This window comes from Enterococcus sp. DIV2449a (assembly GCF_051711225.1).
Classification (GTDB): Bacteria; Bacillota; Bacilli; order Lactobacillales; family Enterococcaceae; genus Enterococcus_D; species Enterococcus_D casseliflavus.
Genome location: NZ_JBIOME010000001.1, coordinates 1,939,312 through 1,951,932, shown reverse-complemented (window position 1 = coordinate 1,951,932; position 12,621 = coordinate 1,939,312). Strand labels below are relative to the sequence as shown.

The following is a 12,621-nucleotide window of genomic DNA, read 5'->3' as shown; positions in this document are numbered from 1 at the left end:
TTTTTGCATCTTAATCTGATTTACGGTAGTTTAATGGAGTCATACCAGTTCTTTTTTTGAAGAGACGACTGAAGTAAGATGAGTTTTTGATGCCGATTACCTCACTGATTTCTTTCATACTGAGTGAGGTAAATCGCAGCAGTTCTTTTGCATAAGATATTTTAGCTAAGAGATGGTATTCGATTGGCGGTACTCCTTGAAATTTCGTAAATTCTTTGCTGAGATGGAATTTATCACGATTGAAAGCTGTGGCTAGTTCGTCAAGGGTAACGGTTCTAGTGAGATTTGCTTCTAAATATGCACGAATCTCTTTTATATGGTAGGGAATGTCATCCTCAAAATCATTGGAATAATACTTGTTGAGGATAACCTCATTTAAGAGTTCGTGGATCAACAAAGATACTTTGAATTCGCTCTTACCACTTTTTTGTAAGAGCTGGTTTTGTATTTTTTGGATGATGGCTGGAATTTTTGAATTTGCAGACTGACATTTATTTGATCCTGATCGAAGAAAATAGTTGTAAAAAGTTTCTGTACCAAGACCATAAAAGTGAATCCAATCCATCTCCCATGGCTCATTACTGGAGGTGAAATAATGCTGGTATCCTTTGCAATCGATCAAAAAGAAACTATTTTTTTCAAGAGTATAGGTACTTCCTTCATAAAAAAGCGTTCCTTGCCCACTATGGGTAAATTTCAATAGGTAGGAAGGGTAATTTTCTCTTTCAGTAAAATAAGGTTTAGACGCCTTGAAATGACCAGTTTCTTGAACGTAGAAAAGCAGTTCTTTACACATCTGGCTAGGTGTTTCTATTAAATAAAGCGAATCTGGTGACCAATTTCGGTGATCATTTTGCCAGTAGGACATAAGTTTCCTCCTAATTTTTTCTATTTTAAGAGTAAACGGATAATGTAAGGGTTGTCAAGAGACTAAAATCCCCCCAAAAGAAGTATGGTCGAAAAGAATATGAGAATCATATATTATAAAATTGACAGGTAATAGTGAAGGAGTGAAGATGTGATGATCAAAAAAGCGATCCGAATGAAATTGCTTGATGGGTATCAAGAACTTTATAAAAAACGTCATGACGAGTTATGGCCTGAAATGGTAGATATGCTTTCCCAGCATGGTGTTCAAAGCTATGAAATCTACTTAGATCCTAAGACAAATGATTTGTTTGGTATTTTAGAAATAACTGATGAGAAGCTTTGGGCACAAGCATCAAGGACGAAGGTCAATCAAAAATGGTGGGCATTTATGGAGGATATCATGGAAACAAATCCTGATTCTTCTCCCGTTTCTGTGTCATTGTTGAATGTCTTTCGTCTGGAAGAACATAGAAAAAATAAGTAATCAAAAAATCTGTTTAAAAAATTCCAAGAGTTCTGGGAAGCGTTGGATGTCTTTTAATTCTTAACTCTGACCTCTTATTCATGGTTAGGTCCTTGAAACTCAGTGAAAATCAGCGAATCATAAAAACCTCTTACAGGAAATGAGTTGTAAGAGGTTTTTAGATGTGCCTGAAAATATAAGAGCTACATTTATTAAAGAACTGCATGATCTTCTAGTCTCGGCACAACAAACCAAAAACAAGTCACGCCATTTTTCGACTCAGCGCCATATTCGAAGGCATGAGAAGTCAAAATGGTTTTTACGATCGCTAAGCCGATGCCGGTTCCTTCTTTATGTCCTGCTTGATGTTGGACGCGTTGGTATCTTTCCCAAATAAGTTCGAGTTGTTCTGGAGGGATATCTTTTCCAGGATTGATGACAGCAACTTTTGTTCCTGCAGATGTATTCGTTAATTTGATTAAGAGTCGTTCATTTTTAGGTGTATGGTTGATGCCATTGTTTATTAAATTACGCAAAACCTGTTCCATTTTGATGCGATCAAAAACAGCATTTCCATCCGTACGATCTGCTTCAAAATCGACAGTGATGTCATATTGATTGGCGATCCCTCTTGCGTAAGCAACGACGGAGGAAACCACCTCGTATGTATTCCAGATTTCATTTTTAAGTTGTGTGTAGCCAGCTTGCATGATAGAGAAATCCATGATGTCATCGACCATAGCACTCATGCGGTGGGCTTCGCTGATAATTAGGTCCATATGTTCTTTTCGAAGGCGTTCGTCGTTTCCAGATACATCACGTACCATCTCCCCATAGCCAGTGATCAACGCGAGGGGGGAGCGTAGTTCATGAGAAACATTGGCAATGACTTCTTTTCGCAAGACGTCTACTCGCTGAAGTTCTGTGCTTAAGTCCGCAACCGATTCAGAAAGTGTACCTAATTCATCACTACGCTTAAGTTTGGGTACGGAATAAAGCTCGCCGTTGGTTAAGCGGATGATGGCTTCTTTGATGGTTTTGATCGGGCGAATAAAATGCTGTGCTAAAAAAAAGGAGATCGTTGACGCAAAAATAGTTAATATGATGGTGAATAGAAAGAGTTGCTGTCGATTCAAGCTTTGAAGCGCTTCGATTTGAGTGATCGTATTGGAGAGCAAAAGGGCAGCTGGGCGTTGGAAAAGAGTGGTAGGAACGCCAATAAGAATGGCAGAAGACTTTTCAAAGTCTTCTACAGCACTCAGGCTCTCACCATCAAGGACAGTTGGTGCGTGAGATAACAACCAGTTGTATTCGTTGCTCAACCCATCTATGTTTAATTGCTGTCCATTGTTAAATGCCGCCAGAATTTCGCCATCCGCGTCGACTAAGAAAAGAGTCCCAACGATCGTTTTACTGAGGAAAAGTAATGGCTCTTCTGTTAAGTCATCTGGATCTACTGCCATTTCTTCAATAGCGGCAGCTGTTTCCTGAACTGTTTCTAAAAGTGATTCTTTCGTTACATTGATATAATTTGGTTCAAATAGCAAAATTTGAACAGTCCACAAAAAAGCGATGCCAATGATGACCAGCAGCATATTGGCGGACCAAAGCCGCACGAGTAATTTACTTTTGATGTAAGTAAAACCTAACCGACTAGTCTTCATAATCAAATTTATACCCAACTCCCCAAACCGTTTGGATCAACTCTCGGTAATCCCCTAGACGCTCTCGCAAGGACTTGATGTGTGTATCCACTGTTCTGGTATCTCCGAAATAATCAAAGCCCCAGACACCTTCTAAAATTGATTCTCGGCTCAAAGCGATATGATTATTTTTCGTCAAATAGACCAGCAGATCGAATTCTTTTGGTGTAAGCGGCAGAGGTTTCCCTTTGATCGTTACAGTATGAGAAAAAACATTGACTTCGAGATCACCAAAAACGATCTTTTCGAACTGAAACTGACTGCTTCGTTTCAACACAGCTTTGATGCGAGCCATCAGCTCTTTAGGGCTAAATGGCTTGGCAATATAATCATCGGCACCGAGATTGAAGCCAAAGAGTTTGTCATACTCTTCCTTTCGAGCGGTAATCATAATGACTGGCGTGTTACAGCTGCCTCTGATTTCCGAAAGCGTCTGAAAGCCATCTTTTCCCGGCATCATGACATCTAGGAGGATCAAATCGAATGAATGATTGGTTAATTTTTCCAAAGTTTCTTTTCCATCCGCTGCCTCAAAACATAGATACCCTTCGATCTCCGCATAAGTTTTCACTAAGGCACGCATATGAGTATCATCATCAACGATCAATATTTTTTGCAAATTTATTCACATCCTTAAAAATAATTTATATTTTTTAAAGTATATCACAGCATAATCGCTGATTTAATAGGAAAATGACTCTTTGAAAAATAATTGTTCTTTCCCTCACAAGATCATCACAAATACCCAATACTATAGAGGTATATTCAATCGAAAGGAGCGCTTTGGCAATGTATGACTATCATATGGTCAGAAAGAAAAAAGCAAAGAAAAATCGTAAGCTAGTCGGTCATTGGTTATACATAATCAGTCTTGCGCTTTTTATGGGGTTTTCTGCACGTTTGATTTACATTGTTCAAGTCGGCGTGATTGCTGGCGTCTCTTTGTCTGAAAGAATAGAAAATTTGTATTATAGTTCAAGATCGATCGAAACAAGTCGAGGGGCGATTTTTGATCGGCAGGGGACAGTGATCGCACAAGATATTCTTTCCTATACTGTTCGAGCGGTTCTTTCTGAAGATTACATTGATAATGGACGACCCATGTATCTAGACAGAGCGCGCTTTGAAGAGACCGCAGCGATTCTTTCGGAGTATTTACCTATTTCTAACGAGCAAGTTTTGTCAATCTTGTCAGATGGTGCGAATCAAACAGATCCGCCTGTCTTTCAAGTGGAATTTGGCAATGTTGGCAGTGGTCTAAGTGTGACTACTCGAAATCAAATCGAAGCGGCGTTTGATGCAGCTGGAATCAATGGTATCTATTTCGATGCTCGTTCAAGTCGCAGTTATCCGAATGGTATCTTTTCTTCACATTTGATAGGGACAACGTCAGATGATGAAGAGATCCGAGTCGGAGTTTCTGGATTAGAATATGTACTCAACGACTTTTTGAAGAATCAAAATGGGCGAGAGTCCTTTCAAGTCAATGCTTCAGGGAATCCTGTTCCCGCAACCAATCAAACCGTAGAAGAAGGAGTAGATGGGAATGATGTTTGGACGACATTAGATGCTCATCTGCAGTTATTCACTGAATCAGTGATGGATGAAGTTATGGAACAAACACGACCAGAAAATCTAACGGCTTTATTGATGGATGCGAAAACTGGGGAGATTTTAACGATGGCTCAAAGACCTAGTTTTCATCCAGAGACCCAAGAAGGAATTGCGGATGAACACTTTATTTGGCGTAATCTTTTTACGGAAGAGATGTATGAGCCTGGTTCGACCTTGAAGCTGGCAACCGTTGCGGCAGCTATTGATGAAGGTGTTTTTGATCCGACGGAACGCTACAATCCTGTGAGTATGCAGATTGAAGATCGAGTCATTAATGACCACGACTCAGGAGCAAATGGTGAGTTGACGATGCGGCAAGCGTTAGCTTGGTCAAGCAACACTGGGATGGTTCGACTTCAGCAACGGATCGGTTTTGATAATTGGACACAGTATTTAACTGATTTTGGACTAGGGAAAGTTACAGGAAGTGAGCTTCCTGGGGAAGTGCCTGGGATCTTACCTTCAAGAAATCGGGTGGATTATGCCATGAGTTCCTATGGCCATGCGATCGGCGTCAATCAGATGCAGATGATGCAGCTATTTAGTGCATTTGCCAATGGTGGCGAGATGATACGTCCGCAGTTGATTCGGCGAGTAGGGGAAGAGACCCAAGTTTTTCCAGAAGTCGTTTCCCAGCCTATTTCACAAGCAGCAGCTGATGCTGTATTGGAATACATGACCGATGTAGTGACGGATGAACGTTATGGCACCGCTTATGATGTATACCAACTGACGAACCATGAGATTTCTGTCAAAACTGGGACTGCTCAGATCGCCAATGAGAATGGTCAAGGCTACATGACGGGAGAGTTTGATTATATTTATTCGGCGGTCTCCATCTACCCAACGGATGATCCACAGTTTATTCTTTACCTCACTATCAAGCGACCAGAAGAATACGATCGACATACATTAGCTAAAATCGCCAATCCCTTGATGGAGCGTTCGATGGCGCTGCAAAGTTTTCGTGAGTAAAAAAAGTTTCTTAACAGGAGCTTAAAAAGACCTAGATCATCTAAGAAATTTCATGATGCAGCTGGTCAACTTCCCACAGGAATGATAGTCTTTAGAAAAGACAGGAAGGGTGCATCAGCGATCCAATCTAGGGATGAATGAATGGATAAACGATCGCGCTAAAGCTAACACATAAAGATTCATTGACGGAGGTGTCATATGAAAAAAATAAAATTCTTGATCAAAAGCATTTTTCTCATCGGGCTTCTTTATTTTGCAAGCCAGATGATCACATGGCAAGACGGGCGCTTGGCATTTCGTGATGCCCGACTCAACGAGATCACTCAATCTCTCTCGTCCCAATTTTCTCTTTCACAAGACACTTCAGCAAGGCCAGCGGCAGAAACGCCTGCCCAGACATATTTATATAATGAATCACGACAAGTGATCGAAGAAACCTTTGGGGAAGCGATCAATGAATCAGCGAATCGGTATGGACTGAACTGGACTTCCTATCACGATGATTTTCGTAACTTCATGATGGTGATGTACGATGAACATGATATTGCGCAAGGGATCTATACGAATCAAGATACGATTCTTATCGATGACACGCTAGGTATCGGATCTTCAAAAGCAAGCGTTCGTAATCAGATGGGGACGCGTCAAGAAAGTCTACAACGAGGATCACGACGGTATCGCATCGATTCGGATGCCGACTATGATCTGTTCTTGCAAGACGATCAATTGATTACTTTTTTCTATGATGTTCATGCCGAAGATACAGTGACTGCGATCCAAATCATCAATCGCTCCCTAGAAACACGCCATGCGAATGATTTTCGCCAAAATCAAGCCGCCATTTTAAGCGGTTTACGAACACAGTTATTTGAATTAACGAATGCCACCCGAGTGAAATTTGGTTTGTCACCCCTTGGTTTCAGCGAAGCAACCAGTGAGACTGCCGTGAAGCATAGCCAAGATATGGCAGAACATCGATACTTTGACCATATCGGATTAGATGGATCAACTCCATTTGATCGGATGCAAGAAGACGGGATCAGCTTCACTTCTGCAGGGGAAAATTTGGCATTTGGCCAAGCCAGCAGTATTTACGCCCATCAAGGTTTAATGAATTCAGAGGGACATCGGGCAACGATTCTAAATGATGAGTATCAATTTCTCGGGATCGGTATTGCGATCGATACCAGCGAACAGCCATATTATACAACGTTGTATCACCGAGGATCGGCGTCGTAAATTCCTGAATTGCTTGAAACTGATTAGTTAAAAAACACTGCTCATTTGAGATTGCTGCGTTAGCAGCATCAAGTGAGCAGTGTTTTTTTGTCGATAAAATGGTGTGCAGCAGTATTGTTTAGTTTTGACGGTAGGCATGAGGAGAGCACTGATACTTCTTTTGAAACAGCTTATAGAAGAATGAGACATTTTTATAGCCGACTTGGTGTGCGATTTGTTCCACAGGTAGGGAAGAGTTTCTCAACAATAAACTGGCTTGATTGAGTTTTAATTCTTGAAGGATCGTCACAAAGGATCCACCAAGCTGCTGACTGATACGGCGACTCAAATAGCTCGGGTTGTATCCAAATGCCTCCGCAACCGAAGCTAGTGTGCAAGTAGCGAAATGTTTCTCCAGATAGTCCAACACTTCTCCGAGGTACAGTTGGTCACTTTTTTGCGACTCGATCCGTTGTTTTTCTTGGAAATTACGAACGAGTTCGGAAAAAATAATGATCATATAGGAATGGATGACCTCATGAGAACCAAAGGAGGGGTTGAAGAACTGGGCCAAGACCCCGAAAATCGCATCAATCAAATAGTCGTTGTTACTCGTTTCAAACACTAGATATTGATTGTGCTTTTGGCTTTCAGATAACGCATTGATGGCAAAATCGGCGATCATGCTATTGGAGGCCAACCGACTGAGCATCTGCGTGGAAAAGTACTCTTTGCTGATCAAAAAGTTAATAACAATGTCGTCTTGATTTGTTTCGATAATTTGGTGGATCACCCCAGTATCTAGTAAGCAAAAGTCACCTGCCTTTAGGATCACTTTTTTCTCATTGATCATGATCGTGACTGTTCCAGAAAAAACATAATTCATTTCGATAAAATCATGCTGATGTAGTGGTGTAGAAGAAAAGCGTGCATGTTTTAAAATCAAGAGCTGGCTTGTCTTAAGAAATCCGCTATCCTGCGGTCGTTTCCGTATGAGACGAGAAAGGTGTTTTTCGAAGGTATATTGGTAAATTGGCTCATTTTTCTCAGTGTAGACTTTCTTGAAATCCTCATAATTGTATGGAAGGGTTTGCGTCTTTTTAAGGGCTATTTCTTCAGTAGTCGTCAATTGTTGTAACTGCTGCAGAATGTTTTGTTTATCCATCGCTTTCTCCTTAGGTAAAAAATAGTCAATGAAATAGTAGAGTATCGTCATTGAAGACAGGTAGAGATAGTATATAATACTTGTATGGTAGCGTTATCAATTATCATAATCCGGATGATAATAATAGTCAATAGTACCAGCAAATTCGAAAGAAATGGGGAATCACCATGAACCACGACAAACCATCATTAGGGGATAAGATCCAAAGTACCCTTGGTCCATTTGCAAGTAAAGTCAATGGGAATATTTATATTACTTCAGTTAGGGATGCAATGTTAGCTTACATGCCATTCACCTTTATTGCGTCGATTTTTTTAATTATTGCTTTTTTTCCGATCCAACAAGTGACCGATTTTATTACTATGGTGTTGCGAACAGAAGATGCTAGTGTCTGGCAAGAGAAATTGCTCTATGTCAACAATGCCACACTCGCAATCGGTGGTTTGCTAGTTGTTATTTCCCTCGCAAAATCACTGGCAGAAAAACTTGAAACAAATGTTTTGCAATGTGTCTTAACTGCTTTTGTTTCCTTTTTACTATTAACACCGTTGGATGCAATGGAAGCAGGGACTTTTTTAGATATCACCCGCGTTAGCGCGCAATCGATGTTTTTAGCGATTATTGTCGGTATTTTTAGTACAGTTCTTTATAAAAAAATTGAGGGCAAAGGAATCAAAATCAAAATGCCAGCAGCGGTACCACCAGCTGTTTCTGGTCCATTCGAATCGGTGATTCCATCTTTTCTTGTGATCATGACGATTTGGGTCATCCGAATCATCATCGAAGCCTTATTTAACAGTGATGCCATGACGTTGATCAATGGGACCCTTGGGATTCCATTAACTATGTTAGGTGGCTCCCTAGTTGGAATGGTCGTTGTGAAAATTTTCGAGCAATTCTTGTGGTTTTTTGGCCTTCATGGAACTTCGATCATTCAAGCAGTGATGGACCCAATCCATCAAGTCCTTGAAGATCAAAATCGTGTGGCATCAGTGGCGGGAGAGATTCCAACGAATATTATCAGTATGAGCTTTCGGAATCATTTTGCCTCGATTGGGGTCGTCGGTGCGATCATTGCTATTTTGATCGTAGCAAAAAGCAAACAGTACAAAGAGGTTGGAAAAATTGCTAGTGTTCCTTATATTTTCAATATCGGTGAACCAGCGTTGTTCGGGATACCGTTAATGTTGAATTTCAGTTTTCTCATTCCCTTTGTTTTTGCGAATGCCGTCACAACGATCGTCGCTTACTTTGCCTTTTATTTCGGGTTAGTCCCGATCCCAACAGGGCTTGCACAAATTCCTTGGACGACTCCGCCGATCATTAGCGGCTATTTTGTCACTGGTAGTATCATGGGCGCATTGCTACAAATCGTCTTGATCGTGATCGCAACGCTGATTTGGTTGCCATTTATCAAAGTTGCTGATAAGCAGATCTGTATTGAAGAAGCACAATAACCCACGAAAGGAGCAGCTTATGAAAGAAACGATAACCATCAACGGGAAGACAAAGCCATTAACAGTGGATTTAAATGATCCGATCCTTATTGAATGGTCAATGACCAATCACCAAGGCTATCGATTGCAACTCTTCAATGAACAGCAGCAAGCAGTGTATGACGTTTCCAACATAGCCGCTTCTGAGAATAAAATGGCGGTCCATTTACCACAGCATCCACAGCGAAAAAAATATCAAGTCAAATTGACAGCAGGAGCAGGCAACGATGTCACCATTTACAGCAGTGTGTTTTTCACGATAGAAAAGCGTGAGCAACCTAAAGAAACCATGGGCAAGTGGATCACTCGCTTAGATGATCCAATTAAAAAAGAACGGTTTTATTTTTCAGAAGAGAAAAATAGCTGCTTGTCCCGCTCCTTCACACTGGAAAAGTGTCCTTCCTATGCAGTGATCGATTGCTGCGGGCTTGGTTTTTATCGCTTGTCTGTTAATGGAAAAACGGTATCAGATGTTTATTTAAACAGTGATGTAACGAACTATGATCGAGTCGTCTACTATGATACTTATGAGTTAACTGATTTTTTACAGGAGGGAGACAATCGGATCGAAGTTGAACTTGCGAATGGCTGGTACAACCCTGCTCCGATTGAGATTTTAGGTCGGTATAACATCCGCAAACAACTAGCGATCGGTAAACCCTGTTTCTGGGGGGAGCTTCAGTTAAATGACGGAGGAAAGAATCGCTACATTTACTCAGACAATCAGTGGCAAAGTAGTTTTGGGCCTTATTTGCAAAACAATCTTTATATAGGAGAAATCGTTACCGATGTACCTGATCCTCGTCCAGAAGGAAAAACGGTACAAATTGCTGGTCCCGCGGGACGTTTTAAGCCAAGCTTTATTCCTAAAATCAAGCGCACACAATCGATCGTTCCCCAAAAAATGACCGAAACTGCAGCGGGACTGCTTATTGACTTCGGTCAAATCATCAGCGGTCAATTTGCTTGTACACTTGAGAAAGATTTCATTGGTCAGATCAGAATCAGCTATGCAGAAACATTAGATGAGCAAGGCAACCCAGATTATACGTCTACGATCAGTGGAACTTATGGCATATACGATCCCTTTGAAGGGAAGCAGCCAGATGATCCCATCGTTCAACGAGACATCATTGAGAAAACGGCAGCGAGGACGTTCGTTTTTGAAAACCGCTACACGTATCATTCCTTTCGCTATGCGTTGATCGAGACGAAACCTGCTAACAACCTTCAAGCGAATGTAGGCGCAATCAAAGCCTATCGCCTGCATACGGATGTGAAATCGTTGGTAACCCTTGAAACCTCCGATCCCTTCTTAAATGAGTTATGGGCGGTTGGCCAAGCCACGCGGTTGAACAACATCCACTCGTATTTTGAGGACTGCACCCGTGAGCGGTTCGGATATGGCGGAGACATCGTCGCTTTATTGCCAACACAGATGGCAGATCTGGCGATTGAGCCGTTGTTGGAAAAAGTGTTGTGGGATTTTGCCAACGACCAACGACCGGATGGTGCAATGACTGCAACTGCGCCATTTGTAGGAATCATGACAAATGGTCCATCAAATGGTGGTGGTGCGTTAGGGTGGCAATTGGTAGTTCCAGAGCTTGCTTTGGCATTGGTCAAGACCTATGGGAAACAAGCAGCGGTTGCCAAGCTGCGTCCACAGTTGGAACGGCATCTCAACTATTTACTCGCTTTTGATTTTGATTATATCGCCCAGTGCTGCCTCGGTGATTGGGGAGCAATTGATGAAACTCAGCAAAACGGGGTCATTACTTCGCCAGATCAGTCCTTTTGCTCTGCCTGCATGTATCTGCATTTACTACAGCGTTACCAAGAATTGATCGACTTGAGGATCATTGGTAACGAGGACTATTGTCAGCGAGTGACAGCAGCGATCCAGTACACGACACAGCAAATCAAACAGCAGTTTTCTAAAGGAAATGAGCAATACGGTGCGGGCACCTTGTCTAGCATGATCTTTGCAATGAAAACAGGACTCAGTGAAAAAAAACAAATCTTGCCAAAATTAGTACAACGGATCAAGCAGCAAGAGGGGATTTTCTCTTTCGGCATCTTCGGGATGGCATGGAGTTATCAGTTGCTGGCTGAAGCTGGCTATAATGATATTATTTTTAATTGGTTAACGAGGAAATCTGCACCTAGTTATGCAGCAATGCTGGCAAGCGGAAACGGCACTTTGATGGAACATTTTCCAACGCCGCAACATTCAGCCACTTACGAGGGTTCGTTGAATCATGCCATGTTTGCTTCTTATGGGTATTGGTTTGTCCGTCATTTATTAGGCATTCAGATGACAAGCGCTGGGATACTGATACAACCAGCCTTCGATGTACCTGTAGCCCATGTCAAAGGCTCCTTACAAAGTACGTTTGGATTAGTAACTTTAAGCTGGGAAAAGACTGATCGTACCGTTCGCTTAACGGTGGAGTTGCCACGAACATGTGGCTATGAAATCAGTCAGATGAAAGGTTTTAGAATAGTCAGTGAGAAAATAGAGGATGAGGGGGGGCATCAGCGGATCTGCTGTTTGTTTGAAAAAGAATAGACAACTAAAAGCAACCAGACAATCTTTATGAAAGTTTGTCTGGTTGCTTTATACACTTTTTTTAATCAAAAGTGACGTTGATTGTGACGATCTCACTGGTTGTACCTAGTCTTAGAAGCGGTCCCTAGGTACCAACACCAGAAGAGACGATGATTTGTTCACCGGATGCTGCTTGTAAGTGACCATAATCGATCTCGTAAAAAGCCTTGGTCACTAAATTAAAAGGGAATAGCTGTCCATGATGTGTATGTCTAGATAAGATGAGATCCACATCTTGATAGTCAGACAGAGGCGAAGGTTGATGATCCGTGAGGATCCCAGGATAGGAAGTCATCTCTGGTGCGACTAAAGCTGACAAGTCTGCTCTTAGCATCGTTCCTTGATAACCAATAGGTGAAAGATCTTTGCGACCAATAAGATAGAAGGCTTCGTCGAGCAAAATTGCTTCATCAGAGAGTATTTCGATTCCTGCTTCCTGGATAAACGATAGCATTTGCAAGAAAGTGGCTCCAGCATCATGATTCCCCAAAATCAAGCAATTGCCA

General features: G+C 41.6%; 10 protein-coding genes. 5 read left to right on the top strand and 5 right to left on the bottom strand.

Annotated elements, in window-relative coordinates; genetic code table 11:
- Positions 1 to 10: 10 nt before the first annotated feature.
- A complete protein-coding gene (locus tag IGI76_RS09205) occupies positions 11 to 868 on the bottom strand; it encodes an AraC family transcriptional regulator (RefSeq protein ID WP_438781422.1) in 858 nt (285 codons plus the stop codon).
- A 153-nt stretch (positions 869 to 1,021) separates the two neighbouring features.
- Here IGI76_RS09205 and rhaM point away from each other — a divergent pair, with 153 nt between their 5' ends.
- Positions 1,022 to 1,354 (top strand): L-rhamnose mutarotase, encoded by a 333-nt coding sequence (rhaM, locus tag IGI76_RS09200; RefSeq protein WP_074535264.1) that lies wholly within the window; start codon positions 1,022 to 1,024, stop codon positions 1,352 to 1,354.
- A gap of 191 nt (positions 1,355 to 1,545) precedes the next feature.
- On the opposite strand, the gene IGI76_RS09195 is transcribed toward rhaM, so the two are convergent.
- Complete coding sequence (locus tag IGI76_RS09195) at positions 1,546 to 2,997, bottom strand: ATP-binding protein (protein WP_430599458.1); 1,452 nt, start codon at positions 2,995 to 2,997, stop codon at positions 1,546 to 1,548.
- A complete protein-coding gene (locus IGI76_RS09190) occupies positions 2,987 to 3,655 on the bottom strand; it encodes a response regulator transcription factor (protein ID WP_074932592.1) in 669 nt (222 codons plus the stop codon). The genes IGI76_RS09195 and IGI76_RS09190 overlap by 11 nt, the downstream gene beginning before the upstream one ends.
- Before the next feature lie 170 nt (positions 3,656 to 3,825).
- Here IGI76_RS09190 and IGI76_RS09185 point away from each other — a divergent pair, with 170 nt between their 5' ends.
- Together IGI76_RS09185 and IGI76_RS09180 are read left to right on the top strand one after the other, a co-directional pair.
- Complete coding sequence (locus IGI76_RS09185) at positions 3,826 to 5,625, top strand: penicillin-binding transpeptidase domain-containing protein (RefSeq protein ID WP_333719220.1); 1,800 nt, start codon at positions 3,826 to 3,828, stop codon at positions 5,623 to 5,625.
- A 198-nt stretch (positions 5,626 to 5,823) separates the two neighbouring features.
- On the top strand, positions 5,824 to 6,864 hold the full coding sequence (locus IGI76_RS09180; protein ID WP_311957269.1) for a CAP domain-containing protein: 1,041 nt from the start codon (positions 5,824 to 5,826) through the stop codon (positions 6,862 to 6,864).
- A gap of 118 nt (positions 6,865 to 6,982) precedes the next feature.
- On the opposite strand, the gene IGI76_RS09175 is transcribed toward IGI76_RS09180, so the two are convergent.
- Complete coding sequence (locus IGI76_RS09175; RefSeq protein ID WP_185933025.1) at positions 6,983 to 8,008, bottom strand: AraC family transcriptional regulator; 1,026 nt, start codon at positions 8,006 to 8,008, stop codon at positions 6,983 to 6,985.
- 167 nt (positions 8,009 to 8,175) lie between these two features.
- Between IGI76_RS09175 and IGI76_RS09170 the strand changes: the two genes are divergently transcribed.
- Together IGI76_RS09170 and IGI76_RS09165 are read left to right on the top strand one after the other, a co-directional pair.
- A complete protein-coding gene (locus IGI76_RS09170) occupies positions 8,176 to 9,465 on the top strand; it encodes a PTS sugar transporter subunit IIC (protein ID WP_333719219.1) in 1,290 nt (429 codons plus the stop codon).
- Between the two features lie 19 nt (positions 9,466 to 9,484).
- Positions 9,485 to 12,076: a family 78 glycoside hydrolase catalytic domain gene (locus tag IGI76_RS09165; protein ID WP_430599401.1), complete on the top strand. Its 2,592-nt coding sequence runs from the start codon at positions 9,485 to 9,487 to the stop codon at positions 12,074 to 12,076.
- 124 nt (positions 12,077 to 12,200) lie between these two features.
- Here IGI76_RS09165 and IGI76_RS09160 read toward each other — a convergent pair whose 3' ends face one another.
- Positions 12,201 to 12,605: a hypothetical protein gene (locus tag IGI76_RS09160; protein ID WP_438792259.1), complete on the bottom strand. Its 405-nt coding sequence runs from the start codon at positions 12,603 to 12,605 to the stop codon at positions 12,201 to 12,203.
- Positions 12,606 to 12,621 lie beyond the last annotated feature (16 nt).